Source organism: Stenotrophomonas sp. S49 (assembly GCF_016624905.1).
Classification (GTDB): Bacteria; Pseudomonadota; Gammaproteobacteria; order Xanthomonadales; family Xanthomonadaceae; genus Stenotrophomonas.
On record NZ_JACVUD010000008.1, the window covers coordinates 1 to 25206 of the forward strand.

The following is a 25206-nucleotide window of genomic DNA, read 5'->3' on the forward strand; positions in this document are numbered from 1 at the left end:
CCCCCCCCCCCCCCCCCCCCCCCCCCCCCCCCCCCCCCCCCGACTCTACCACCCCTCGTTTCGCATCATGGCGACGCCCGAGAGGTCATCGCACCCCGTTTCCCATCGTCGCAACGGCCGAAAGGTCACGGCCCTCGTTTCGCATCATCGCGACGCCCGAAAGGTCATCGCACCCCAATTTCCAATCATCGCGACACCCAAACGGTCACCGCGCTGCATCCTCCACCACCACCAGCTCCGCATCCCCCACCTCATACGATGCGCTGGCAATATCCGCATCGAACCGCTGCACCCGCAGCGTGCCGGTCAACCGATACGCATCCCACAAGGCGCCCGGCGCCATCGGCTGCGCCAGGCGCACATGAATCACCTGGTTCGGCGGTGGCGGCGGAACATGGATGCACGCGCCGTAGAACGGTACCAACAATCCCTCGCTCACCCGCCCGGCATCGTCGCCGCCCAGCGGCACCAGATAGCCCTGTAGGCGCACCGGCCGACCGTCCACCGCTTCCACCACCGCCGACGAACCAAACTGCTTGGCGCGCACCGGGCTGGAATGGTCGATCACCGTTCCCGGCGCACTGCCGGCACCGCTGTCATCGATCAGCCCGCCAATACCCTGCATCCCGTTGCCGCGGGCAACACCGATCTGCGGCGGGGGTCGCTGGAAGACATCCTGGTCCGGCATCAAGCTGTCCCATTGCGCGATCACCGCAGCCTCGGGCGGACTGCTCGACACCGCGACGGCACTGGGCGTCACCGCCGGTTCACGCCCGCAGGCTCCAAGCAGACCCAGCACCACGATCAGCAAGCCGCTACGGTTCATACGGCCTCAGCGTCGGCTCGCGCATGCTGTACGCCGAGCCACCGAGGTCGTCGTCCGCCCGCTCGGCCTGCAGATGCCCGGCCAGGAAGTACGGCGCATACATGTCCGGCATCGCGATCGGTTCCGGCAGCCGCACATGAACGATCTGGTTCGGCGGCGGTGGTGGCACATGGATGCACGCGCCGTAGTACGGCACGAACAGGAATTCACTCAAGCGCCCGTCGGCCGCGGTGCCCAGCGGCACCACATAACCGGGCAACCGCACCGGTCGCTGCAGCACCGCGTCCACCGTGCGGAATGTACCGAACTGCGCCATGCGCCGGTTACCGCTGTGCTGCACCTCCGGCCCGTCGCCACGCTCCAGCGCTGCCAGCTCGTCGGGCGGCAGCATCTGCAGCCAATCCAGTTCCTGTTCGACCGCCGCCGCAGCGACAGGCGCATCCTGCGGTAGCGCCGTCACGCCGGCATCCACCGGACGCTGGCAGGCCGCCAGCAGCAGCAACGACAACGCAAACACGTGGCGCATGTTCATACCTCCGGCGCCAGGCCATCGGCCAGCGTGCGCCGGTAGGCCAGCAGCGCCGGTACCAGGCCGGCCACTGCACTCAGCGCCACCAGCGCCGCCACCCAGGCCAGTTCGCGCAGATCCGGCCACACATGCGTGATCGAAAGCCCGTAGTGGGCCAATGCCCACTCGCGTCCAGCCAGGCTGACGGCCGCCAAGACGCCCAGCGCCAGCACGACGGCCACCGTGCTGCTGGCCACCGCTTCCAGCACCAGCAGTCCGGCCACTGCAGCCGGGCGCGCACCGCAGGCGCGCAGCACCGCCATCTCTCGACGGCGCTCCTGCAGCGTGCTGACCAGCATCGCCACCAGCGACACCAGCCCCAGCAGCACCACCATCGCGCTGATCAGCCGCAGCGCCTGTTCGGCACCGCCCAGGCTCTGCCACAGCTGCTGCAGCGTCACACCCGGAAGAATCGCCATCAATGCCTCATCGGGGTAATCGTTGATGCGCCGCTGCACCGCAAATGTTGCCACCCGCGAGTGCAGGCCCAGCATGAACGCGGTGATGCTGGTCGGGGTCAGATCACTGTGGCGCGCTGCATCGGCACTGATCTGCTGGCTGCGCATCGGCACGCCCGAGCGCCAATCCAGATGGATCGCTTCGATCGCCGGCAGTGACACCAGCACCGACGAATCAACCGGCGTACCGGTACGCTGCAGCACGCCACTGATCCGGAACGGCTTGTCGGCGTGCGAGGCCAGAGTCACTGCACCGGTACCGTGGGCCAGTACCAGCGTATCGCCTACCCCCACCCGCTGTGCGCGCGCCACATCGGCGCCCAGCACGGCGTCGTACAGATCATCGAAGACCCGGCCGTCGGCAAGCTGCAGGGCATGCCCGGCGCCGTAGCGGTAGTGGTCGAAGTAGCCGGCCGTGGTGCCGATCACCCGGTAACCACGCCACGAATCGCCCAGCGACAGCGGCACCGCCCACTTCACCTGCGGCAGCGCGGCCAGTTCCTGGTAGGACTGCCAGGACACGTTGTTGGTCGCATCCCCCATGTGGAATACCGAATACAGCAGCAGGTTCACCGGCCCCGAGCGTGCGCCCACGATCAGGTCGGTGCCCGACACCGTGCTGGCGAAACCTTCATGCGCCTGCGTGCGTACCCGCTCCACGCCCAGCAGCAGGGTCACGCTCAGGGCAATGACCAGCATCGTCAGGCCCGCGCCCAGCGCACGACTGCGCAGGCTGGCCCAGGCCAGTTCAAGCATGGGCCACCTCCACGTCGTTGATCGCCTGCAGATCCAGCACCTGGTCGAACAGCGCCAGCAGACTGTCATCGTGGCTGACCACTACCGCCGTGGTCCCGGCCGCCTGGCATTGCGCGGTCATCAGCTGCAGGAAGGCATTCGCGGCCTCGCGGTCCAGCGCCGAGGTCGGCTCATCGGCCAGCAGCACGGCGGGCCGACCGATCAGCGCACGTGCCGCCGCCACGCGTTGCTGCTGGCCCACGCTGAGTGTTCCGGCGCGCCGCTGCATCACTGCCGGGTCCAGCTGCAGCGCCTGCAACAGCCGCGCGATCTCAGCGGTCGCGCCGCCCTGCACGCGGGCGCTGCGTGCCCTCGAAAAGCGCACGCCCAGCGCCACGTTGTCGTGCACGCTCAGGAACGGCAACAGGTTGAACTGCTGGAACACCACGCCCAGCTGGTCGGCACGGAAACGATCACGCGCCGCACCGCCCAGCGCGTGCAGCGCATGCCCGGCCACCTGCACGCTGCCCTGCTGCACTTTCAGCACCCCGGCCAACAGACCCAGCAGCGTGCTCTTGCCCGAGCCGCTGGCCCCGCGCAGCAACACGCTGCTGCCGGCGGCAATGTGCAGCTGGGGTATATCCAGCACAGCGTGCGCGCCGTAACCGAAGCGCACCGCGTACAGAGCGATGATGGGCGCGCCGGTCATGGCACCAGCACCACACGCAGATTGTCCGGCGTCACGATACTGCGCCCCTGGCCGGCGGCTGTGGCGGTGTTGACGATGACCTCGGCCAGGCCCGGAAACACGGCGGGCAGGGTGACCAGCACCACCCGCAGCGCCGCCGGGTTGGCGCAGCGGTAGGCCAGCGATGCCGTGAACCCCGCATGGGCATGCGTGTTGCTGCCGGTGCTGGCGGAGCGCGGCTGGAAGCCCTCAGCCCGGGCATCGGCGCGGATGCGCGTGCACTGCGCGGCGCTGGGCAGGGTCAGCCAACGGCCCTCTCGCAGCACCGTCAGGGCACGCTGCAGGGCCGCGCGCTCGGCTTCGTTCGCGGGCGGACGTTCGTAATCCAGCACGCCCATGCCCGGCGCGGCCAAGGTCAGCTCCAGGGCGCCGTTGTCCACGGCCAGATCAACGTCGGCCTGGCCGTGTACGTGCGCGCCGAGCTGCCGGTGATCATGTGCGTGCGCCGCTGGCAAGGCGCTCAGCAGCAGGAATGCAAAGGTGTACTTCATGGCGGATCCTATTTGTTACTATGTAACATTATGGACCACATCACCACGCTTACCGCAAGCCACGTCACCCAACCGCCAGCATCGGCACGCTGGCATGCCCGCTTCGATTTCGGTGCTGCGTGGCTGGCCATGGCCTGCGCCGCACACTGCATCACCTTGCCGCTGCTGCTGGCCTTCGTGCCGGCGGCGCTGATGGCGTTGCGTTCGTTCCAGCACCCGGCGCACGGCCTGATGACCGCCCTGCTGGTCATGTCTCGCTGGGAATGGGTGTTCGCGCTGCTGGCCACGGTGTTGGCGGTGGCCAGCACTACGTTGGGGCGGCGCCGGCATCATCGATCCCTGCCGCTGGGCCTGGCGTTGGCGGGCGCGTTGGCTCTGTTGCCATCGGCACTATATGCGCCGCTGAAGGAATCGCTGCTGTGGCATGGCCTGCTGACCGCATGCGGCGGCGTGCTGCTGGCCGCCGCGCATATTGCAAACCGCCGCGCGTCGCGTCGCGTTCGCCCGACCGCCCACGCCCGCGCCCGCGCACGGCCGTAGAGTCGAGCTTGCCCGACTGTCGTTCGCGCAATGCCGCACAGAGCAGTCGAGCAAGCTCGACTCTACCGTTCATGCGCACTGCCCTTATGGCTGCCATGAAAAATACGCGAAACGGCCCGCGCGGCCCGCGTGATAGCGTCGCCACTGCCATCACACAGCCCATCGCCATGCGCACACTCGCCCTGACTCTGCTCACCGCCCTGCCCTTCGCCGCCGCCAGCGCCGAGCCCGTGCCGCTGCCGCAACTGAAGGCCTACACCGTCGACAGCGACTGGCTGCAGCCGATCGCACCGCTGCAGATTGCCGACCACACCTGGCAGATCGGCACTGCCGAACTCACCGCGCTGCTGGTGCAGACGCCGGAAGGGGCGGTGTTGCTCGATGGCGGCATGCCGCAGATGGCCGATCATCTGCTGGCCAACATGAAACTGCGCGGCGTGGCACCGCACGATCTGCGCCTGATCCTGCTCAGCCATGCCCATGCCGACCACGCCGGCCCGGTGGCCGAACTGAAGCGCCGCTCTGGTGCGCAGGTGCTGGCCAACGCCGAAACCGCCGTGCTGCTGGCACGCGGTGGCAGCAACGACCTGCACTTCGGCGATGCCATCACCTTCCCGCCGGTGCAGGCCGACCGCATCGTCATGGACGGCGAAGTCGTCGAATTCGGCGGCATCCGCTTCACCGCGCATTTCGTTCCCGGGCATACCCCCGGCAGCACCGCCTGGACCTGGACCGACACCCGCAACGGCGCACCACTGCGCATCGCCTATGTGGACAGCCTGAGCGCACCGGGCTACACGGTGAAGGACAACCCGCGCTACCCGCATCTGCCGCAGGATTTCCAGCGCAGCTTCACCACGGTGCGCAGCCTGCCCTGCGATCTGCTGCTGACCCCGCACCCCGCCGCCAGCGGCTGGAACTACCGCGCCGGCAACGAAGCAGCCGCCAAGGCGTTGACCTGCAGCGCGTATGCCGATGCCGCCGAGCGCAATCTGCGCCAGCGCTGATCCGGCTCCGACAGCAGGGGCTGGCTACGGAACCGCGCGCAGCACGTCCGGCGCCAGCCCCGCGGCATCGCGTTCGCGCTGCAGATCGGTAAACGCCTTCAGTGCCGGCGGTACGTGCCGGTGCCCGGGGAAGTACAGGTACAGGCCCGGGAACGGCGGGCACCACGCGTCCAGCACCGGCACCAGCGCGCCACTGTCCAGGTCGTCACGGATGTGCCATTCGGACAGGAATGCCAGGCCTACGCCGGCCAGCGCCGCCGCACGCGCGGCCTGCAGTTCGGCCACCACCAGCCGCGCCGGCGGATCCACCTGCAGCACCTGGCCACGGTGCTCCAGTTCCCAGCGGTACAGCCCGCCATGCGACAGGCGCGTGCGGATCGCCGCGTGCGTGGCCAGTGCGTCCGGGGTGTCCGGCGTGCCGTGCGCGGCCAGGTAGCCCGGCGCCGCCACCACCCGCATGCGCTGCTGGCGGTACAGCGGCACCGCCAGCATGTCCTGCGGCACCTGCTCGTGCAGGCGCACGCCGGCATCGAAACCATCGGCCACGATATCCACCAGCCGGGCTTCGGCTGCCATTTCCAACCGCACGCGCGGGTAGCGCTGCACGAACTCGGCCACCAGCCCAGACAGCATGCGCGTGCTTTCCGGCGGCACGTTGATGCGCAAGGTGCCGCCGGGGTCACGCTCATTCTCGTGCAGCGCTTCGCCTGCGCCGCGGATCGCCTCCACCGCCGGCCCCACCTGCGCCACGTAACGCGCGCCGGCCTCGGTCAGCGCCACGCTGCGCGTGGTGCGATGGAACAGACGCGCCTGCAGCCGCGCTTCCAGGCCGGCCACCGCATGGCTGAGCGCCGAGGTGGACATGCCCAGCTCGCGCGCCGCCGCGCGGAAGCTGCCTCGCCGGGCCACGGCCAGTACGGCCTCCAGCTCCACCAGTCCGGATCGATGCACGGCCGCACTCACATAGTCCCGGAAATCGGGACTCCCCATCCACCATAAACCGGATTCCCAGCACGGTCGAGCAGGGACAGACTGGCCGCACCTTCCCAACGGATCCCACGCCATGCAGCGCATCGAGCAGCACTACATCAACGGCGCCTTCGTCGCCTCGCACGGCCAGCAGCTGGCCGACCTGCACAACCCAGCCACCGAAGCGGTGATCGGCCAGGTGCGGCTGGGAGATGCGGTGGACGCCGAACGCGCCATCGCCGCCGCCCACGCCGCGCTGCCGGCCCAGGCCGCGCGCAGCGTGGAAGAACGGCTGGCCCTGCTGGGTCGTTTCCGCGATGCCATGGCCGCCCGCCGCGATGACCTGCATGCCGCCGTGCTGGCCGAGTACGGCGCACCTTCGGCGCGCTCGCGCTGGATGGTGGAACACCCGGTGCAGGTGATCGAAGACGCCATGAAGGTCCTGGCCGACTTCCCGTTCCAGCGCAGCGTCGGCCAGGCCCAGGTGCATTACTTGCCGGTGGGCGTGGCCGGCATCATCACGCCTTGGAACAGCAACGCCGCCTTCATCTGCGCCAAGCTGGCCACCGCGCTGGCCGCCGGCTGCACGGCCGTGGTCAAGCCCAGCGAACTGTCGGCCCTGCAGACCCAGGTGGTGATGCAGGCGCTGCACGCCGCGCAGTTGCCGCCGGGCGTGGCCAACATCGTCAACGGCGCCGGGCACGACGTCGGTGCCGCGCTCAGTGCCTCGCCGCAGGTGGCCAAGATCTCCTTCACCGGCTCCACCGGCACCGGCCGCGCGATCCTGCGTGCGGCCGCGGACAGCTTCAAGCGCGTCACCCTGGAACTGGGCGGCAAATCGCCCACGATCATCCTCGACGATGCCGACGCGGACAGCGCCGCCGCCTTGGCGGTGCAGGCGGGCTTAATCAACAGCGGCCAGGCCTGCGTGGCCGGCACCCGCATCCTGGCGCCGGAAGCGCGCCGCGCCGAACTAGAAGACGCGCTGGCGCGTGCGGTGCAGGCCGTACGCAGCGGTGACCCACAGGATCCCGCCACCCAGGTCGGGCCGATGGTCAGCCAACGCCAATGGGAGCGCGTGCAGGGCTATATCCGCACCGGTCTGAGCGAAGGCGCGCGGCTCCTGGCCGGTGGCGAAGGCCGCCCCGACGGTCTGCAGCGTGGCTGGTTCGTGCGCCCCACGCTGTTCACCGATGTGCGGAATGACATGACCGTGGCCCGCGAGGAGATCTTCGGGCCGGTGCTGTGCATCATCGGCTACCGCGACGAGGCCGATGCCGTAGCGATTGCCAACGACAGCCCCTATGGCCTGAGTGCCCTGGTGATCGGCGCCGACACCCCGCGCGCCACCGCCGTGGGCCGGCAGATCCAGTCCGGCCGCGTACTGGTGAACACCCTGCAGCACGAATCGCTGGCCCCGTTTGGCGGCATGAAGCAATCGGGCATTGGCCGCGAAAGCGGCCAGTGGGGCCTGGAAGCGTTCCTGGAGCCGCAGACCGTAATGGCCGCGCAGTAACCCGACCGGCGAATGGTAGGTGCCCACCTTGGTGGGCACGCGTTTGCCTGGTAGGTGCCGACCTTAGTGGGCACGCCTCTGCCTGGTAGGTGCCGACCTTGGTCGGCACGCTCGTGCCCACCAAGGTGGGCACCTACCAAAGCCGATTGCTTGTGCCCACCAAGGTGGGCACCTACCAGAGCGGATTGCTGGTGCTACCGAAGCAGTATCCGCCCTTTCGCCGCGGTTACCGGCTCATCGAATACGGCGCCTGCGCCGCCTGCCCCGGCCAGTCCTTGTTCGGCTCGGCCTGCATGGTGAAGCGCAGTTCGCCACCGGCCAGGATCTCGTCATGGCGCAGGAACGTGCGCTGCAGCGGCTTGCCGTTCAACATCACACCGCCCACATAGGTGTGCTTGTCATCCAGCCCGTCGGCCACGATGGTGAACGTCTTGCCATTGGGCAGGCGCATCGCGGTCTTCGGCAGGAACGGACGGCCCAGAATGTACTCGCCCGAACCCGGTGCCACCGGATAGAAGCCCAGCGCGGTGAACACGTACCACGCCGACATCTGGCCGACGTCGTCGTTGCCAGCCAGGCCATCGGGGCGGTCGGCGTACTGCGTGTCCATGATCTGCTTCAGGCGGGCTTGGCTGCGCCACGGCTGGCCGGCATAAGAGTACAGGTAGGCCACGTGGTGGCTGGGTTCGTTACCGTGCGCGTACCAGCCGATCAGGCCGGTGATGTCTTCCATGTGTTCAAAGATGGACGGATCGACCTTGGCGTTGAAGACCTCGTCCAGCCGCGCCAGCAGCTTGTCGCTGCCGCCGTGCGCTGCGGCCAGTCCGGCCACGTCCTGCGGCACATACCAGGAATACTGCCAGGCATTGCCTTCGGTGTAGTCGGTGCCGTAACCGCTGGCACTCGGGTCGAACGGCGTGCGGAAGCTGCCATCACGCTTGCGCGCGCGCATGAAGCCGGAGTCCTTGTCGAACGCATTGCGCCAGTTGCCGGCACGCTTGTCGAAGGTGGTGGCCACGTCGGTCTTGCCCATCGCCTGCGCCATGCGCGCGATGGTCCAGTCATCGAAGGCATATTCCAGCGTCTTGCTGGCGGCCTCACCTTCCTCATCGATCGGCACATAGCCCAGCTCGCGATATTGCGCGATACCGTCGTAGGGACCGTAGTTGGCCGTCTCGACCATGGCCTTCAGCGCCTTGTCGGCGTCGAAACCACGGATGCCCTTGACGTAGGCATCGGCGATCACCGGCACCGCGTGGTAGCCGATCATGCACCAGTCTTCCAGGCCATGGAACGACCATACCGGCAGCATGCCGTAGGGGCTGTGGTCGTGGTGGGCCAGCATCGAATTGATGAAGTCGCTGTTGCGCTTTTCCGGCTGCACCAGGGTCAGCAGGGGATGCAGGGCGCGGTAGGTATCCCACAGCGAGAACGTCGAGTAGTTGGTGTAGCCCTCGGCCTTGTGCACCGCATTGTCGGCGCCGCGGTACTGGCCGTCGGCATCCATGAACAGCGTCGGCCCCAGCAGGGTGTGGTACAGCGCGGTGTAGGCGCTGCGCCGTGCATGCTCGGGCGCATCGATATCCAGCACCGACAGTGCCTTCGTCCACTCCTGCTTCGCCTGCGCACGCACACGGTCGAAATCGAAATCGGCAACTTCCGCGTCGAGATTGGCGATGGCACCGGCCTCGCTGACCGGCGAGATCGCGACCTTCACGATCAACGGCGCGTCCAGCTTGCCGAAATCGAAGGTACCGACCAGCTGCCGGCCCTCGATCTGTGCACGCTGCTTCGGGTCCTTCTCACCCGGGGGCGCAAAGCCCTTGTAGACGATGTCCTTCTCGGTGCTGTGCAGCTCGTGGCTGGTCAGCGGCCGCGAGAAGCGCATCGCGAAATACAGCTGGCGGCCCGCCGCCCAGCCGCGCGTTTCACGGAAGCCGGTGACCGTGCCGTCGTCGCGGACGCGCACCCGCGACCACAGGATCTTGCCCGGGTAGTCGTACATGCTGGTGCGCATGTCCAGCAGCATCTTCGCGTCGGCACCCTTGGGGAAGGTGTAGCGATGCACGCCGACGCGGGCGCTGGTGGTCAGCTCGGCGCGCACCTTGTAGTCGTCGAGGGTGACCGCGTAGTAACCCGGCTCGGCCTTCTCGTCGTCATGGCGGAAGCGCGAGGCATAGCCGCTGCGCGGCTTTTCCGGATCACCACGTTCCAGGCCGGGCTCGCCGGTGAACGGCATCACCAGGATGTCGCCCAGATCCGAATGGCCAGTGCCGGAGAAATGCGTGTGCGAGAAGCCGACGATGCTGCTGTCGTCGTAGCGGTAGCCGGCTGCCCAGCCATAGGCCTTTTCGCGCGGCTGGATGCGCGTGTCCGGGCTGAGCTGGACCATGCCGAACGGCACGGTGGCACCCGGGTAGGTATGCCCTTCCCCACCGGTGCCGATGAAGGGATCGACCGAGGCATAGGCCTTCTCTGCGGCGGACCGCGCGGGGGCAGCACCGGCCAGACCGGAAACGAACATCGCCGAGGCAGCGACAGCGAGCAGGAAACGACGTTGCGACAGGGGCATCGGCATTTGGATCGATTCAGGTGATGGTCAGGAGCCTAGCATCACGTGCTCCGCTCTGCATGTTGCGACGCAGCTGAACCGTTCCATACACGACAACATGAGTCCATTTTCATCTGCAACTTTTTGTATTTCCGCCAGCGTGACCGGTCATGACACTGTGCCGGCATCTCAACGGCCCGGCGGAGCGGCCCGCGATCGGGACAGTTGCTTGCCAACACAGGATGCGAGCTCCGCCGCGCCACATCGTCAGGAAAACCCCCGGGTCACACCCGCTTCACGACGTCTTAGCGTCTGATACAAATTAGCTCAGTCCGTACGGGTGTCTTCCGAAAGTTCTCTCACAACAGGAGTCTCCTTATGAAGGACGCTGTCCGTCGTTCCCTCGCATTGGCTGTGGCCAGCTCTCTTGCCTTCGCTGCCGCACCGGTACATGCGCGGACGCTTACCCCGGGCCAGTCGGCTACCGTGCAACCTGGAGACACCGCCGAGACGTGGAGCCTGTCTGGAGCGACGCTTACCGTCAATCCTGGTGGACAAACGCTGCGCATAGCCGCAGGATCTTCTTCGAACCTGCTTCTATTGGGGGCGGGGGTGTCGGCAGATGTAGCGAGTGGCGCCGTCGCTCTCAATAACAGCACGAGTGAGATCAACGACACCAATATCCGCAACACCGGCGGGCGAGCACTTACCTTGGCTGATGTAGGTGGTGGTGGGCTGCCAGGCTCAGTAGCCACGGTCAGGCGAAGTGATCTTCTCGGCCTCGGTGTGGGCGCCAGCGTGGCTACCGCCGTTTCCAGCCAGCGCGCGATTCTGATCGTTGACGCTACCCGCATTGAGGCGCTTGCGAACAATGGCGCCTCGGCAACGTTAGCCGGGAACGGTCTGCTGGTGATCGGAACTGCTGATGTATCGGTTCAGAATGGCAGCAGCGTAATTGGCGCTCAGAACGGGATCTATGCAATCGATACAGACGTTGGTGGCGCCTCCAATATCAGCATTGACGGCTCCCTCATCGAAGGACAAACGGGTGCCGCTGTACGGGTTGCTCCCTCGCGTTCCCTGACGTCCCCGCGATCAAACGTGGTCTTCAATGTCCGCAACAACGGCCAGCTCGTCGGCGGTGACGGCAATCTGCTCTTTGTCGAGGCACCGGACGCGACTGTTGGCTTCAACGTCGACGACTCGCGCCTCACCGGCAACATCATCAACACGGTCGGCAGCACCGTCGACGTCAGCCTTACCAACAACGCCACCCTGCTCGGCGTCATCCAGGGCATCACATCGATGTCGCTGGACAACGCCCGCTGGCAGATGAGCGGTGACAGCAGCACCGGCAGCCTGTCACTGGGCAGCGGCGGTGAAATCGCGCTGGGCGATGGCGCCGCCTTCCACACCCTCAACGTGTCCGGCAACTTCACCGGGGCCGATGGCACTCTCATCTTCAACACCGTGCTGGCCGGCGACGATGCGGCCAGCGACAAGCTGGTCATCGGCGGTGACACCAGCGGTACGGCCAACGTGCGGGTCGACAACGTCGGCGGCGCAGGCGCGCAGACGGTCAACGGTATCGAGCTGATCAGCGTGGCTGGCGCGTCCAACGGCCAGTTCAACCTGGCTGGCCGCGCGGTCGGCGGCCAATACGAGTACTTCCTGCACAAGGGCACGGGCACCGATGGCAACTGGTACCTGCGTTCGGTGCTGCCGACCGCACCGGACCCGTGCGAGGTCGATCCGAGCCTGCCCGAGTGCAACCCGTCACTGCCGGGTCCGGATCCCGACCCGGTGCTACGCCCCGAGCCCGGCGCCTACCTGGCCAACCTGCAGGCCGCGCAGACCATGTTCCGCCTTGGCTACCACGATCGCCATGCCGGCCAGAATGCCGGCCGCGCGTGGGCCCGCGTGGATGGTTCGCGCAACGGCTTCGATGCGGTCAGCCAGCAGCTGGACATCCGCGGCAACAGCCAGGCCCTGACCGTCGGCGCCGATCTGTGGCGCGCCGACACTGGCAGCAGCGTGGGCGTGATGCTGTCCACCGGCAACGCCAGCAGCACCTCCACCAACGAGCTGACCGGCTACTACGCCCGCAGCAAGGTGAAGGGCGAGGCGCTGGGCCTGTATGGCACGTGGCGCGGTGGCAATGGCGCCGACCCGTATGCGGGCTTCTATCTGGATGGCTCGGTGCGGCGTGCGCAGTTCCGCAACCGTGTGGAAGGCATCGGCCTGGCCGGCGAGCGTTACGACAGCCGGGCCTGGCAGGGCGCGGTGGAAGGCGGTTATGCCTTCCGCGTGGGCGGCGCCAGCAACGGCGGCATTTACCTGGAACCGCAGCTGCAGGTGGGTTACAGCCGTTGGGATGATTATCGCCATACCGAAACCAACGGCACGGTGGTCGTTACCGAGAACGCCGATGGCCTGTTCGGCCGCGCCGGCCTGCGCCTGTCCGGCGTGACCCGCTGGGGCAATGGTGCGGCCGAAGTGCAGCCCTACCTGGCCGCCAATTGGCTGCATACCCGCGCCGAGTCGCAGATCAGCATGGACGACGAGGTGGTGGATGCACGCATCCCGCGCAGCCGTGGCGAGTTCAGTGCCGGTGCCTCGGTGAAGTTTGGTAGCGGTGTGGGCATCTGGGGCGGGCTGTCGCTGCAGCGCGCCAGTGGCTACCACCAGAATGCCGCGCAGGGGGGCGTGAGTTACAGCTGGTAATCGAGCCGGCAAACCCTGCTTTCGGGGTGTCATGCGCGTTAGAGGCGCATGACACCCTGCAACCCCATTGGAAGGGCGCCGTCCTTACGGGCATTCACCTCGCAGAGGCGATACAACAGCGCAGCGACGTAAACGCGGCCCTTTCCTGAAGTTGGATTTCAAAAGGAGCTTTCTCATGAAGATCGCCGTTCGTCGTTACCTCGCACTCGCTGTAGCTAGTTCTCTTGCCCTGGCTTTCGCACCGGTACATGCGCGTTCGCTAACCCCGGGGCAAAGTGCCACGGTGCAGCCGGGAGACGTGTCGGAGACGTGGACGCTTGACGGTGCCCAGCTTTTCGTCAATCCCGGCGCCCGCACGTTGGACATCGACACGCGGCCAGGGTCACAAATCACCATCGTCGGCGGCGAGGTTGCCACTACTAGAAACATAGCCGGAATCACCTTACAGGCCAGCGACCTGACGCTCTCCAACTCGACAGTGTCAAGCACGTCCTGGCGTGCTATTGCGCTTGCAAGTGGGGCCACACCCAACGGTTCCACCGCCAGCATCACCAACAGCCAGATCACCGGACTGGGCGTGGGCATCAGTGTCTTCTCCCAGTCGGCGCTGCGCTCCACGTTGATTGTCGACAGCACACAGGTGACCGGGAAGATGAACACCTCGTCCAACCCGGCCTTGAATGGCAGCGGCATCCTGGCGCTTGAGAACGCAGATATCCTAATCGGCAACGGCAGCGTCGTCACTGGCGAGCAGATCGGCATTTACGCCACTGGCAGCCAGTCAACGTCCGGCGCTACCAATGTTGTAATCGACGCGTCCCGTGTCGAAGGCAAGGCAGGCTCCGCACTTTTGGTTGGCCCGGGAGCGGTAGGCGCCGCAGATAGTGACGTTCAGTTCACCGTTCAAAATCACGCCGAACTCGTCGGCAGCAACGGGAATCTGCTTGAAGTCACCTCTGCGGCAGCAACCGTCGGCTTCACCGTCGACGACTCCAACCTCACCGGCAACATCATCAACACCGGCGGCAGCACAGTGGACGTTGCGTTGACCAACAACGCCACCCTCCTCGGCACCACCCAGAACATCACCTCGATGGCACTGGACAACGCCCGCTGGCAGCTGACCAGCAACAGCAGCACCGGCAGCCTGTCTCTGGGCAGTGGCAGTGAAATCGCACTGGGCGACGGCTCGGCCTTCCATACCCTCAACGTCTCTGGCAACTTCACCGGGGCCGACGGCACCCTCCTGTTCAACACCGTGCTTGCCGGCGACGATGCGGCCAGCGACAAGCTGGTCATCGGCGGTAACACCAGCGGTACGGCCAACGTGCGCGTCAACAACGTCGGCGGCGCAGGCGCGCAGACGGTCAACGGTATCGAGCTGATCAGCGTGGCTGGCGCGTCCAACGGTCAGTTCAACCTGGCTGGCCGCGCGGTCGGCGGCCAATACGAGTACTTCTTGCACAAGGGCACGGGCACCGATGGCAACTGGTACCTGCGTTCGGTGCTGCCGACCGCACCGGACCCGTGCGAGGTCGATCCGAGTCTGCCCGAGTGCAACCCGGAACTTCCGGGTCCGGGTCCGGATCCCGACCCGGTGCTGCGCCCCGAGCCCGGCGCCTACCTGGCCAACCTGCAGGCCGCGCAGACGATGTTCCGCCTGGGCTACCACGATCGCCATGCCGGCCCGAATGCCGGCCGCGCGTGGGCTCGCGTGGATGGTTCTCGCAACGGCTTCGATGCGGTCAGCCAGCAGCTGGACATCCGCGGCAACAGCCAGGCGCTGAGCGTAGGTGCCGATCTCTGGCGCCACGATTCCGGCAGTAGCGTGGGCGTGATGCTGTCCACCGGCAATGCCAGCAGTACCTCCACCAACGAGCTGACCGGCTACTACGCCCGCGGCAAGGTGAAGGGCGAGGCGGTGGGCCTGTATGGCACGTGGCGCGGTGGCAATGGCGCCGACCCGTATGCGGGCTTCTATCTGGATGGCTCGGTGCAGCGTGCGCAGTTCCGCAACCGTGTGGAAGGCATCGGCCTGGCCAGCGAGCGCTACGACAGCCGGGCCTGGCAGGGCGCAGTGGAAACCGGTTATGCCTTCCGCCTGGGGGGCGCCAGCAACGGCGGCATCTTCCTGGAACCGCAGCTGCAGGTCGGCTACAGCCGCTGGGATGATGATCGCCACACCGAAACCAACGGCACCGTGGTCGGTACCGAGAACGCCGATGGCCTGTTCGGTCGTGCCGGCGTGCGTCTGTCCGGCGTCACCCGCTGGGGCAATGGTGCGGCCGAAGTGCAGCCCTACCTGGCCGCCAATTGGCTGCATACCCGCGCCGAATCGCAGATCAGCATGGACGACGAGGTGGTGGATGCACGCATCCCGCGCAGCCGTGGCGAGTTCAGTGCCGGTGCCTCGGTGAAGTTCGGCAGCGGTGTGGGCGTCTGGGGCGGGCTGTCGCTGCAGCGCGCCAGTGGTTATCACCAGAACGCCGCGCAGGGGGGCGTGAGCTACAGCTGGTAATCGAGCCGGCAAATGGAGCCGGGCGAATCCCAGCTCCACATGGTCTCACCCCACGTGCGGCCTCGTTCGACAACATTGGGCCCGCCGCGTGGGCCCCGCTTCGGCAACCGTTGGCCCGTAGAGTCGAGCTTGCTCGACTGGCTTTTCGCGGGGAAACTGGCTCTTCTGTAGAGCCGAGCCATGCTCGGCTGGTTTTGAAGCAGTCGAGCATGGCTCGACTCTACAAAAGAGCAGTCGAGCAAGCTCGACTCTACAAAAGCGCGGTCGGCGGCGTCGCTTCTGGCGTGGGAATGACCGTTTGGGGGGATGGGGCCTGCTTCATCTTGCACGCAATACTCAGCAAAGGCCGGCCCCGATGCGACTACCTATGCCGCTTTCACCCTGCTGCGTCTCAAGCCCGCTTAACCGCCTGCGCTTCATCCAAGCGCCACCACGCAAACCCATGGCAATGCCCCACAGAACCTGCGCACGATGCCTCCGCAGCGGATACACCGCTGCCGGGTGTGGAACCCCGAAATGAGTAACGGGAACTGCCTGCCGTAACTACGGCGGGCGGTGCGCGGCGGCCGCATGGCCCTCGGCTTTTTCCCGCTACTCAGCCGAAGTTCCAACCCCGCATCGCCCGCCACCTTACCGGTGGCCTGTCCTGCCAGGAGCCATCACATGTCACCGCAACCGCCTGTCCTGACCCCGGAAGTGGAATCCCTGCTGTCCCGTATCGACCATGCCCTCAGTTCGGCCGAGGGCATGGCCTTGATGATCAGCGACAACGAACCGGCCGACCCCACCGCGCACGCGCGGCCGGGCTACAACGTGCAGAAGATCAGCGTGGCGATGATGGCGCTCAGCCAGCATGGCCGCCGGCTGCTGAACGAGCTGCGCCAGCAGTACCTGAAGGTCACCCTGCATTGAACCGCCGGGCGACCGGGCCCGCCTTCAGCCGCCCACCGCCGCGATCCAGTGCGGCAGGTTGTAGTAGTTGGTGATGCGCGCCACCTTGCCATCACGAATCTCGAAGAAGGCGCCGGCCGGCAGCACGTAGGCCTGGCCGGTGGCTTCGGGCAGGCCTTCGTCGGTCGCCAGGTACTGGCCATTCACGGTGAACTCGGCCGCACCGCGCGTGCCGTCGGCATTGCCGAACACCACGATATCGGTCAGCTGCTCGCGGTAGGAACGGGCCATCTTCTGGCAGAACGCACGAAACGCGTCCTTGCCCACTTCACGGCCACCCTGGTTGATGTCGTGCACCACATCGTCGGTCACCTGGGCCACGAAGGCCTCGATGTCCCCGCTGTTGAAGGCGGCGTAGTAAGCGTGGATGACGTCGGTGGCGCTCATGGGAATGTCCTGAGGGTGGGCGGGCTGCGGAGCATAGCCTATACTCACCCCCAGTATCCATGGGCTTGAGCGATCGTGCGCATCACCACGCTGCAGGGGGCCGCCGCCGCCCCGTATCTGGACGACCTGGCGCGCCTGCGCATCGGCGTCTTCCGCGACTTCCCCTACCTGTACGAAGGCGACCTGGGCTACGAGCGCGACTACGTGGCCACCTACGCCGCCGCCCCCGGCAGCATCATCGTGCTGGCACAGGACGGCGACACCGTGGTGGGCGCGTCGACCGCCCTGCCCCTGTGCGAAGAAACCGACGAGTTCCAGGCGCCGTTCCTTAACGGCCCATGGAACCCGCAGCGCATCTTCTACTTCGGCGAATCGGTGCTGCTGCCGGCCTACCGCGGCCAGGGGCTGGGCGTGCGCTTCTTCGAGGCACGCGAAGCGCATGCGCGCCGGGCCGGTGGTTTCGACATCTGCTGCTTCAGCGCCGTGCAGCGCACACTGGACCACCCAGCCCGCCCGCACGACTACGTTCCATTGGACACGTTCTGGCACAAGCGCGGCTATGTGCACCACCCCGAACTGCAAGCCACCTTCCGTTGGCGCGACGTGGGCGAAGACCACGCGAGCGCCAAGCCGATGTCGTTCTGGCTGAAGGACCTGCGCGCATGATCCGCTTCGCCGCCAGCCAGTACGCCATTGAACTGATTGAACAGTGGGACGACTATGCCGCCCATCTGGATGCGCACGTAGCCGAAGCTGCCGCCGCCGGCGCGCAGCTGGTGCTGCTGCCCGAGTACGCGGCCATGACCCTGACCGGCCAGTTGCCTGCCGCGCAGCGCAGCGATCTGGCCGCATCGATCGTCGGCATGCAGGCACTGCTGCCGCGCTGGCAGGCAATGTGCGAACAGATCGCGCGGCGCCACCAGATCTGGTTCTGCCCGGGGTCGGCACCGGTGCTGGACGACGATGGGTGCTACCGAAACCGCGCCTTCCTGTTCGGCCCGCACGGCCTGCTGGGCCACCAGGACAAGCAGATCATGACCCGTTTCGAGCGCGAGGAATGGAATATTGCCGGTGGCCGCGACGGCCTGCGTGTGTTCGATACACCGCTGGGCACCTTGGCCATCCTGATCTGCTACGACACCGAATTCCCGATGCTGGCACGGCGGTTGGTCGAGGCCGGTGTGGACCTGCTGCTGGCGCCCAGTTGCACCGATACCGAGGCGGGCTATCACCGCGTGCGTATCGGTTCGCAGGCGCGGGCGCTGGAAAACCAGATGCCGGTACTGGTGTCGGCCACTGCCGGTCTGGCGCCGTGGAGCCCCTCGGTAGACGTGAACTTCGGTCGCGCGGCGCTATACGTGCCGGCGGATCGCGGCATGCCGGCCAACGGCGTTCTGTGCGAAAGCGAAGCGGTGTTCACCGAACAGAGCCGCTGGCTGATCGGGGAGATTGATGCGAAAGCCGTGGCCGCCGTGCGCCGCCAAGGCCAGGTGGCCCTGTACCGCGACTGGCCGGAGCAGCTCAACATACACGTGCACCCCGCCCGGTAGAGTCGAGCTTGCTCGACTGCTCTTGTAGAGTCGAGCTTGCTCGACTGCTCTTCCAGCCGAGCATGGCTCGGCTCTACAAAAGCAAAAGCAGTCGAGCAAGCTCGACTCTACGCAAAGGCAAGAACAGTCGAGCAAGCTCGACTCTACAGAACCCCGTCGCCTACGCGCTCCAGTGCCTGTCGGTAGCGTCGGCTGCCAAACAGGCCGCGCTGCAGGGTAGCCCGTAGCGCCAGCACGTCATCCTCTTCCGGCTGCTGCGCGCACGCGCGCTCGACCCACAACACTGCGCGATCAAATTCGCTATCGCTACGTGAGGCGTAGTACTGCGCCAGCATCCAGGCCGCCCGTGTCCAATCGTGGGCTGCCCAGAAACCCAGCGTCTCCAGCAGACGCGGCAGGCGGCCTTCGGCAGGCACCTGCGTGCGCAGGTAATAGCCCACCCCGGCCACGCAGCTGCGCACGCGGCGCTGCATGCGCTCACCCCACTCCGCCTCCGTCGCCGCCAGTTCCAGGCAGCGCAGCTCGCAGGCGTTGGACAGGTGCACCAGCGCGCCAACGTCGATGCCGGCAATGCCGCCCTCCTCCGGACCCCGGTCGTAGATCAGGCTGAGGTTGTAAAGTGCGCGCCCACTGTCCTGCGCGGCAGCACGGCTGTACCACTGAATGGCCAGCGCCGGGTCGTACGCCGGCGCATGTTCAAAGTAGTGGTAGCCCAGCGCCGCCTGCATCTCCGGGAAGCCCAGCTCCGCACCCACGTGGGCCATATGCAGCAGCGCGCCGTGCTGCTCGGCATCGTCGAAGGTGTAATACACGTCGTTGAACGGGCAGTCCGCGCCCGGCTCAGGCACAGCCATCAGCACGCCCGCCTGCCGGTACGCCGCCTCGGCCTGCGCCGTATCACGCAGAGCTCCGCACCAGCCGGTGTCCAGCAGCACGCCGTGCATCACCGCCGCCCACGCGGACGTGCGCCACTGACGGGCCACCACCGGCGCCAGCCAGTCACCCATGCCGGTCGCGGCGGCAGCGTGCAGCATGCGCATCAACTGATGGTCGTCGAACCCGCGCGGAACACTGGGGTCGGCTGCCGCAGCGTAGTGCGCTGCCGCCACCTCGGTGTTGTCCACCCGCGCGGCCAGTTCGGCCAACTGCAGATGGATGCCGGTACGCTCCAGCGCCGACTGCGGCTGCGCCAACAGCGCCATGCCGCGGGCAAAGGCCTGCTGCACGGCGCCGCGATCGTCGGTGTCGATGCTGTCCACGTCAATCGCATCCAGCCAGGCGATCATCCGCAGCTGGTTGCGTTGCGATGCATCCAGACTCTCAGCCAATGGACCGTCGGCCAAGGCAAGGATCTCCTCATGGCTGCCGCCCCATCGAGGTGTGCGCAGACGCGCATAGGTATCCAGCAGCGGCAGGCCATGCCCTGCGGCCTGAAGTCCCATCTGCAACCAGGCCAGTGCCACCTCGCCCGATGCGTCCTCTCCATCGTCGATAACCTCGCCGTTCGCATCAAACTCCGGCGGCTGAGGAATGGCGGCGGCCCAAGCAGCAGGTATCTGCTGCGGCAAGTCCGGCAGGCGGGGGGCGTCGGCCATCCACGCATCCAGCAGCGCCTGCATGTCGCGCCATGGGCCAGCGCCGTCGGCCGGGTGAAAACCATCGTGCATCCAGTCGCTCATCCACACCGGGACACCCAGCGCTGCCACGCTGCGCATCAGCTGGTGCAGCAGCGGCCAGCACAGCGGCCCGCGATCGGCCAGGGCAATGGCATGCACGAACAACGCGGTCTGCGCGGCCTGCACAGTGGACCATGCGCCCTCGCCCACCGCAGACGACCAGCCCGAGCCGCGCGCATCCACCGCGATGCGGTCCCAGACCAGCGCAGCCAGCAGCAACGGTTCATCGGCCTGCGGCGATTGCCGTTGCCACACCGTCAGCGCCTGCCAGAGAGCGTTGATCGGCTGCAACGCCGGCGGTACAAGCACAGCCAGCGCGTGCGCGCCACCTTCAGCGTCCTGCCTGGCAAGCAGATCTGACAAGGCAGCTTGGACGTTTGCGAAGCGGTGGGCGAGCAGGTCATCCCAGAGTGCGGACGCGGCAAGGCGCGGCGGCGGTTCAGCGGAAAGCGGAGGGTTCATTGAAATTCAAGCAGAGCGACAGCACGGGCGGATTATAGCGCCGCCAGTGAGCGCCCCACGCGGCGGTAGAGTCGAGCTTGCTCGACTGCTCTTCCAGCCGAGCATGGCTCGGCTCTACAAAAGCAAAAGCAGTCGAGCAAGCTCGACTCTACGCGACGGCAAGAGCAACGGCAGTCGAGCAAGCTCGAATCTACGTCGGCAGCGCTGCCTGCAGCGTGGACAGATCCGCACTCTCCACCGGCCTTACCACCCGCGCCACCTCCTGGCCATCGCGCAGCAGCACCACCGTCGGCCACAGCTTCACCGCAAAAGCGCGCCCCAACGGCCGCCCCTTGCCATCCTCGATCTTCCAGTGCGCCAGGTCGTGCGCATCCACGAACGCCTGCAACGTCGGTTGCGCGGCCTGGCAATGGCCGCACCACGGCGCGCCGAACTCCAACAACAGCCAGCCGGCCTGCGCCTGCACATCGGCCGGCGCAGGCTCGGCAGCAAGATGGCTGCGCATGAACGGCATGGCTCAGGCCGCGATGGCGCGCTGGATGTCCTCCAGCGGCGCGTTGGTGAAGTTCTTGGCGATATCATCCAGCAATCGCGCCTGCGTTTCCTTATGCAGCAGCGGGCGGATGCGCCCCAGCGTGATCGGGTCGGCCACCAAGATCAGATGCGAAAACCGGTTGTTCAGCGCATCATCGTTCAACTGTTCGGCCACCTGCTTGGCGAAGGTCGCTTCGTTCAACTGCGAGATCGACATGTCCTTCGGCACGGCACCAGACGGCCCTTGCCCGGACACGCCCTGTTCGCTGATATCGGCCAGGCGCAGCTCACCTTCCTGCTTCAGGGTGATCTGGTGCTCGGTGCCCACGTTGGTGAACACACGTGCGGAACCACCATCGGTCACCACCACCAGGGTGCCTTCGGGAATGCGTCGGGTCATGCGATATTCCTTCTGGTTACGTTGCAGCCCCACCGTAGAAAATCGCGTGTGAGCAGCACGACCACAGAGCGTTCAATCGTTGTCAGCATGAACAGGCGCGATGGAACACAGCGTCTGGTTCGGCCGTATTGTCGGCACGCTCACACTGTAACCGTTATCATGAACGGATGATCGACACGACCCACTGCGTCGCGGGTAAGCCCGTTACGTGGAAAGCACTGCCGACCGGCGCCTCGCTTGCCGCAACCGCATCCGCCCCGAAATTCCACCGCCTGGCGCTGGATCCCGGCGGATGATGGTGCAGGCCTGAGACACCGCTTCTTCGCGTCCCGCGCTTAGTTGAGTAGTCGAGCAAGCTCGACTCTACCTCGTTGCACCCATGTTTCGCGCTTAGTCGAGCAAGCTCGACTCTACCCTTGCGCGCTTTCTTGGCCGTCTGGCCTCCCGCCCCGATGCCCCTGCGCCAGTTGCGCCCGCATCGCCGTTTCCGTTTTTCGGGACACACCACACCGTCTATTCCGCACTGCATTCACCAAACAAGGAGTCCCCATGCAGGACAACTCCGATGCCCATGCCCATTTCGGCTGGTTCAAACGCCGCCGCCATCTGAACGTTGACGAGATCACGGTTGTCGACAAGCCCATGCTCAAGCGCGCCGTTGGCGCCGCTGCACTGGGCAACGCGATGGAATGGTTCGATTTCGGTGTCTACGGCTATCTGGCCGTCACCATCGGCCAGGTCTTCTTCCCCTCCAGCAACCCCACTGCGCAGGTCATTGCGGCCTTTGCCACGTTCACCGTGGCGTTCCTGGTGCGCCCGCTGGGCGGCCTGGTGTTCGGCCCGCTGGGTGACCGCTACGGGCGGCAGAAGGTACTGGCCTTCACCATGATCCTGATGGCGCTGGGCACCTTCGCCATCGGCCTGATTCCGTCCTACGAGCGCATTGGCATCTGGGCACCGGTGCTGTTGCTGCTGGCGCGCATCGTGCAGGGCTTCTCCACCGGTGGTGAGTACGGCGGCGCGGCCACCTTCATTGCCGAGTATTCCACCGACCGCAACCGCGGCCTGATGGGCAGCTGGCTGGAGTTCGGCACGCTGGGCGGTTACATCGCTGGTGCCGGTACGGTCACCGCGCTACACATGCTGCTCAGCAGCGAAGACATGCTGGACTGGGGCTGGCGCATTCCGTTCCTGATTGCCGGCCCGCTGGGCCTGCTGGGCCTATACATGCGCATGAAGCTGGAGGAAACCCCGGCCTTCCGCGCCTTCGCCGAGGAAGCCGACAAGCGCGAACACGAGCGCCCGGGCCTGGGCGCGCTGTTCCAGGTACACGGCCGCCAGTTGCTGGTGTGCATGGGCCTGGTGCTGGTCTTCAACGTGACCGACTACATGCTGCTGACCTACATGCCCAGCTACCTGAGCGTTACCATGGGCTACGCCGAGAGCAAGGGGCTGCTGCTGATCATCATCGTGATGCTGGTGATGATGCCGTTGAACGTGGTGGGCGGATTGTTCAGTGACAAACTGGGCCGCCGGCCGATGATCATGGGCGCCTGCATCGCGCTGTTGGTGCTGGCGGTGCCGTGCCTGCTGCTGGTCGGCAGCGGCAATGACTGGCTGATCTTCCTGGGGCTGATGCTGCTGGGCCTGGCGTTGGTGTGCTTCACCAGTTCGATGCCGTCCACCCTGCCGGCGCTGTTCTATACCCCGGTGCGCTACAGCGCGCTGTCGATTGCATTCAACGTGTCGGTGTCGCTGTTCGGTGGCACCACGCCGCTGGTCACCGCCTGGCTGGTGGAGCGCACCGGCGACCCGCTGGTGCCGGCGTATTACCTGATGGGCGCAGCGGTGATCGGCCTGATCACCATGCTGTTCGTGAAGGAGACCGCCGGCCTGCCGCTGCGCGGTTCGCCGCCGGCGGTAGGCAGCGACCGCGAAGCTGCTGCGTTGCTGAAGAGCGACATCCCGGTGACGGTCGACCCGACCCTGCCGCCGCTGCCGGAACCGGCCGAGCCGGAACAAGCGCGCCCGGCCTGACCACCCCGCTCTGTCAGGTGCCAACCTTGGTTGGCACCTGCGTCCGGCGCCTATCCCCATCAGAACGCGTGGACCACCCCACGACAACCAAGGTTGGCGACTACCGGGGGAATCGAGGTAGCGTCGAGCTTGCTCGACTGCACGTGCGCGGCCAGTCGAGCAAGCTCGACTCTACAAAAGCGGGTTGGCCCCGCGCATTCCGTCAATCGGCGCGGGCCAGCTTCCCTGCGGTCCAGTGCACGCACAGTCGAGGTAGAGTCGAGCTTGCTCGACTGCACGTGCACCGCCAGTCGAGCAAGCTCGACTCTACAAAAGCGGGTTGACCCCGCCCATTCCGTCAATCGGCGCGGGCCAGCTTCCCTGCGTTCCACACGTAGGTCCACGTGTGCCGCCCATCGGGCGGGCACGCCGTGCGGCCCTTGCCGGCGCCACACAGTCGGGTGGGCCGTGCGCTGCTGAACGCCACCACGATCCGCCCGGCGTCGAACGTCACGCTTTCCACTTCGCCGGGCACATGCACGCTGGCCGCATCGGCATACCCCGATGCACGGATCAGCGCATAGGTCTCATCGTCGTACACGCTCTTGCCGGGCGCCGGCGCCTGCGCGCGGGGGTCGTTGTCGGCCAGCGCGGTCATCACCACCAGCTCGTTCAACTGCTGTGCCGTGCCGGTCTGCGCGGCCGTGTACACATAGACGATCTCCGGGCGGCCATCGCCATCCAGATCGGCATTGCCGGCCCACAGCGGGCGGTAGTCGTAGGTGCTGTCGGTGGCCGGGTGCAGCCGCAGCGAGGCCTCGGCGGTGCGCCGCGCCTTGTCATAGCTGATGCCCTCGGCCGGCGCGGCCGTCCCTTCTGCCGGTGTGGTCTGTGAGGCCGCAGTGGCCGCCAGCATCATCAACATCACGGCGCACGCGGCCTGCAACGGCCCCTGCCTGCGTTCTTTCATTGCAGCTCCCTTGGCAATGCGATCTATGCGCCGATGATCGCACACGATCCACCCCGCATTTGACCCAGATCACGGCCCGCAGGCGCCGTTGCTGCCACCCTGAAGTCCCCACACGGCACCACGGTCTTATGTCCTCCCCCATTCCCGCCGTCCCCGTGGCGGTTGCAACCCCTGGTTCCAGCTTCGCCCTGCAGGTGATCAGCCTGGATGGCCTGCACTGGGACGGCGATGTGCGCGAAGCCAGCGTACCCGGCGCTGCCGGCCGCCTCGGCTTCCTGCCCGGCCACACCCCATTGATGGCACCGCTGTCCGCCGGTCTGGTGCGGCTGTTTCCTGCCGACAACACCGCCATGGTGGAAATCCACGTGAGCGGCGGCTACGTGGAAGTGCAGCCAGACCGGGTGATCGTACTGGCCGACCTGGCCGCGCGCAGCGATTCACTGGACGAGGCCCTGGCCGAAGAGGCCCGTGCCGCCGCGCACTCGCCCATGGCTGCAGCCTTCACCGATGTGGACTACGCGCAGCTGCATGCCGAGCTGGCCGCGCAGCTGGCCCAGGCCGCGCGCCTGTCACGCCCGCGCTGATCGCCCGTGCCATCATGGCGCGGCA

Annotated in this window: 22 protein-coding genes; 10 read left to right on the forward strand and 12 right to left on the reverse strand. The window is 66.6% G+C overall.

Features of this window, described 5'->3' with window-relative positions; genetic code table 11:
• Positions 1 to 205 precede the first annotated feature (205 nt).
• The 5 genes from IAE58_RS02935 to IAE58_RS02955 are packed head-to-tail and all read right to left on the reverse strand — an operon-like array spanning position 206 to position 3826.
• Positions 206 to 826, reverse strand: coding sequence for a DUF3299 domain-containing protein (locus tag IAE58_RS02935; protein WP_199932341.1), 621 nt, complete (start codon positions 824 to 826; stop codon positions 206 to 208).
• Complete coding sequence (locus IAE58_RS02940; RefSeq protein WP_199932342.1) at positions 816 to 1352, reverse strand: DUF3299 domain-containing protein; 537 nt, start codon at positions 1350 to 1352, stop codon at positions 816 to 818. The genes IAE58_RS02935 and IAE58_RS02940 overlap by 11 nt, the downstream gene beginning before the upstream one ends.
• 2 nt (positions 1353 to 1354) lie before the next feature.
• Positions 1355 to 2608, reverse strand: a complete 1254-nt coding sequence (locus tag IAE58_RS02945; protein WP_199932343.1) for an ABC transporter permease — start codon at positions 2606 to 2608, stop codon at positions 1355 to 1357.
• Positions 2601 to 3296, reverse strand: coding sequence for an ATP-binding cassette domain-containing protein (locus IAE58_RS02950; protein ID WP_199932344.1), 696 nt, complete (start codon positions 3294 to 3296; stop codon positions 2601 to 2603). Before IAE58_RS02950 ends, IAE58_RS02945 begins: the two co-directional genes overlap by 8 nt.
• Entirely contained in the window at positions 3293 to 3826 is a 534-nt protein-coding gene (locus IAE58_RS02955; protein WP_199932345.1) for a DUF2796 domain-containing protein, read from the reverse strand. The genes IAE58_RS02950 and IAE58_RS02955 overlap by 4 nt, the downstream gene beginning before the upstream one ends.
• Before the next feature lie 30 nt (positions 3827 to 3856).
• Between IAE58_RS02955 and IAE58_RS02960 the strand changes: the two genes are divergently transcribed.
• A complete protein-coding gene (locus IAE58_RS02960) occupies positions 3857 to 4366 on the forward strand; it encodes a MerC domain-containing protein (protein ID WP_199932346.1) in 510 nt (169 codons plus the stop codon).
• A 167-nt stretch (positions 4367 to 4533) separates the two neighbouring features.
• Positions 4534 to 5373, forward strand: a complete 840-nt coding sequence (bla, locus tag IAE58_RS02965) for a subclass B3 metallo-beta-lactamase (protein ID WP_199932347.1) — start codon at positions 4534 to 4536, stop codon at positions 5371 to 5373.
• 24 nt (positions 5374 to 5397) lie between these two features.
• Here bla and IAE58_RS02970 read toward each other — a convergent pair whose 3' ends face one another.
• Entirely contained in the window at positions 5398 to 6324 is a 927-nt protein-coding gene (locus IAE58_RS02970) for a LysR family transcriptional regulator (protein WP_325166823.1), read from the reverse strand.
• Positions 6325 to 6436: 112 nt separating this feature from the next.
• Here IAE58_RS02970 and IAE58_RS02975 point away from each other — a divergent pair, with 112 nt between their 5' ends.
• On the forward strand, positions 6437 to 7858 hold the full coding sequence (locus IAE58_RS02975) for an aldehyde dehydrogenase family protein (RefSeq protein ID WP_199932349.1): 1422 nt from the start codon (positions 6437 to 6439) through the stop codon (positions 7856 to 7858).
• 226 nt (positions 7859 to 8084) lie between these two features.
• On the opposite strand, the gene IAE58_RS02980 is transcribed toward IAE58_RS02975, so the two are convergent.
• Entirely contained in the window at positions 8085 to 10436 is a 2352-nt protein-coding gene (locus tag IAE58_RS02980; protein ID WP_199932350.1) for a GH92 family glycosyl hydrolase, read from the reverse strand.
• 1074 nt (positions 10437 to 11510) lie between these two features.
• Here IAE58_RS02980 and IAE58_RS19930 point away from each other — a divergent pair.
• From IAE58_RS19930 to IAE58_RS02995, 3 genes are all read left to right on the forward strand, one after another.
• The gene (locus IAE58_RS19930; RefSeq protein ID WP_325166824.1) at positions 11511 to 13133 is read left to right on the forward strand and encodes an autotransporter outer membrane beta-barrel domain-containing protein; all 1623 of its coding nucleotides are present in this window, start codon (positions 11511 to 11513) and stop codon (positions 13131 to 13133) included.
• A gap of 478 nt (positions 13134 to 13611) precedes the next feature.
• Entirely contained in the window at positions 13612 to 15651 is a 2040-nt protein-coding gene (locus tag IAE58_RS02990; RefSeq protein WP_325166825.1) for an autotransporter outer membrane beta-barrel domain-containing protein, read from the forward strand.
• Positions 15652 to 16314: 663 nt separating this feature from the next.
• Complete coding sequence (locus IAE58_RS02995) at positions 16315 to 16563, forward strand: hypothetical protein (RefSeq protein ID WP_199932352.1); 249 nt, start codon at positions 16315 to 16317, stop codon at positions 16561 to 16563.
• 24 nt (positions 16564 to 16587) lie between these two features.
• Here the strand turns inward: IAE58_RS02995 and IAE58_RS03000 are convergent, their stop codons facing one another.
• A complete protein-coding gene (locus IAE58_RS03000; protein ID WP_108749756.1) occupies positions 16588 to 16989 on the reverse strand; it encodes a ketosteroid isomerase-related protein in 402 nt (133 codons plus the stop codon).
• A gap of 75 nt (positions 16990 to 17064) precedes the next feature.
• Here IAE58_RS03000 and IAE58_RS03005 point away from each other — a divergent pair, with 75 nt between their 5' ends.
• Together IAE58_RS03005 and IAE58_RS03010 are read left to right on the forward strand one after the other, a co-directional pair.
• On the forward strand, positions 17065 to 17655 hold the full coding sequence (locus tag IAE58_RS03005; RefSeq protein WP_199932353.1) for a GNAT family N-acetyltransferase: 591 nt from the start codon (positions 17065 to 17067) through the stop codon (positions 17653 to 17655).
• The gene (locus tag IAE58_RS03010) at positions 17652 to 18539 is read left to right on the forward strand and encodes a carbon-nitrogen hydrolase family protein (RefSeq protein ID WP_199932354.1); all 888 of its coding nucleotides are present in this window, start codon (positions 17652 to 17654) and stop codon (positions 18537 to 18539) included. Before IAE58_RS03005 ends, IAE58_RS03010 begins: the two co-directional genes overlap by 4 nt.
• A 143-nt stretch (positions 18540 to 18682) precedes the next feature.
• Here IAE58_RS03010 and IAE58_RS03015 read toward each other — a convergent pair whose 3' ends face one another.
• From IAE58_RS03015 to IAE58_RS03025, 3 genes are all read right to left on the reverse strand, one after another.
• Positions 18683 to 20578, reverse strand: coding sequence for a DUF4034 domain-containing protein (locus tag IAE58_RS03015; RefSeq protein ID WP_199932355.1), 1896 nt, complete (start codon positions 20576 to 20578; stop codon positions 18683 to 18685).
• Between the two features lie 289 nt (positions 20579 to 20867).
• Complete coding sequence (locus IAE58_RS03020; protein WP_199932356.1) at positions 20868 to 21191, reverse strand: thioredoxin family protein; 324 nt, start codon at positions 21189 to 21191, stop codon at positions 20868 to 20870.
• A gap of 3 nt (positions 21192 to 21194) precedes the next feature.
• Positions 21195 to 21611 (reverse strand): host attachment family protein, encoded by a 417-nt coding sequence (locus IAE58_RS03025; protein WP_108753241.1) that lies wholly within the window; start codon positions 21609 to 21611, stop codon positions 21195 to 21197.
• A gap of 549 nt (positions 21612 to 22160) precedes the next feature.
• Here IAE58_RS03025 and proP point away from each other — a divergent pair.
• Positions 22161 to 23648, forward strand: a complete 1488-nt coding sequence (gene proP, locus IAE58_RS03030; protein ID WP_199932357.1) for a glycine betaine/L-proline transporter ProP — start codon at positions 22161 to 22163, stop codon at positions 23646 to 23648.
• A gap of 337 nt (positions 23649 to 23985) precedes the next feature.
• On the opposite strand, the gene IAE58_RS03035 is transcribed toward proP, so the two are convergent.
• Positions 23986 to 24597 carry a hypothetical protein gene (locus IAE58_RS03035; RefSeq protein WP_199932358.1) on the reverse strand — a complete coding sequence of 204 codons (612 nt, stop codon included), beginning with the start codon at positions 24595 to 24597 and terminating at the stop codon, positions 23986 to 23988.
• Between the two features lie 155 nt (positions 24598 to 24752).
• Between IAE58_RS03035 and atpC the strand changes: the two genes are divergently transcribed.
• Complete coding sequence (atpC, locus tag IAE58_RS03040; RefSeq protein WP_234412091.1) at positions 24753 to 25181, forward strand: ATP synthase F1 subunit epsilon; 429 nt, start codon at positions 24753 to 24755, stop codon at positions 25179 to 25181.
• Positions 25182 to 25206: the final 25 nt, after the last annotated feature.

What these genes read in the sequence shown, in the direction of transcription:
- IAE58_RS03010 (WP_199932354.1), top strand. Translation starts at nt 17,652, where the DNA reads ATGATCCGCTTCGCCGCCAGCCAGTACGCCATTGAACTGATTGAACAG.
- bla (WP_199932347.1), top strand. Translation starts at nt 4,534, where the DNA reads ATGCGCACACTCGCCCTGACTCTGCTCACCGCCCTGCCCTTCGCCGCC.
- IAE58_RS03025 (WP_108753241.1), bottom strand. Translation starts at nt 21,611, where the DNA reads ATGACCCGACGCATTCCCGAAGGCACCCTGGTGGTGGTGACCGATGGT.
- IAE58_RS02945 (WP_199932343.1), bottom strand. Translation starts at nt 2,608, where the DNA reads ATGCTTGAACTGGCCTGGGCCAGCCTGCGCAGTCGTGCGCTGGGCGCG.
- IAE58_RS03035 (WP_199932358.1), bottom strand. Translation starts at nt 24,597, where the DNA reads ATGAAAGAACGCAGGCAGGGGCCGTTGCAGGCCGCGTGCGCCGTGATG.
- IAE58_RS03000 (WP_108749756.1), bottom strand. Translation starts at nt 16,989, where the DNA reads ATGAGCGCCACCGACGTCATCCACGCTTACTACGCCGCCTTCAACAGC.
- IAE58_RS02995 (WP_199932352.1), top strand. Translation starts at nt 16,315, where the DNA reads ATGTCACCGCAACCGCCTGTCCTGACCCCGGAAGTGGAATCCCTGCTG.
- IAE58_RS02980 (WP_199932350.1), bottom strand. Translation starts at nt 10,436, where the DNA reads ATGCCGATGCCCCTGTCGCAACGTCGTTTCCTGCTCGCTGTCGCTGCC.
- IAE58_RS02955 (WP_199932345.1), bottom strand. Translation starts at nt 3,826, where the DNA reads ATGAAGTACACCTTTGCATTCCTGCTGCTGAGCGCCTTGCCAGCGGCG.
- IAE58_RS02975 (WP_199932349.1), top strand. Translation starts at nt 6,437, where the DNA reads ATGCAGCGCATCGAGCAGCACTACATCAACGGCGCCTTCGTCGCCTCG.
- IAE58_RS02960 (WP_199932346.1), top strand. Translation starts at nt 3,857, where the DNA reads ATGGACCACATCACCACGCTTACCGCAAGCCACGTCACCCAACCGCCA.
- proP (WP_199932357.1), top strand. Translation starts at nt 22,161, where the DNA reads ATGCAGGACAACTCCGATGCCCATGCCCATTTCGGCTGGTTCAAACGC.
- IAE58_RS02935 (WP_199932341.1), bottom strand. Translation starts at nt 826, where the DNA reads ATGAACCGTAGCGGCTTGCTGATCGTGGTGCTGGGTCTGCTTGGAGCC.
- IAE58_RS02950 (WP_199932344.1), bottom strand. Translation starts at nt 3,296, where the DNA reads ATGACCGGCGCGCCCATCATCGCTCTGTACGCGGTGCGCTTCGGTTAC.
- IAE58_RS02940 (WP_199932342.1), bottom strand. Translation starts at nt 1,352, where the DNA reads ATGCGCCACGTGTTTGCGTTGTCGTTGCTGCTGCTGGCGGCCTGCCAG.
- IAE58_RS03020 (WP_199932356.1), bottom strand. Translation starts at nt 21,191, where the DNA reads ATGCCGTTCATGCGCAGCCATCTTGCTGCCGAGCCTGCGCCGGCCGAT.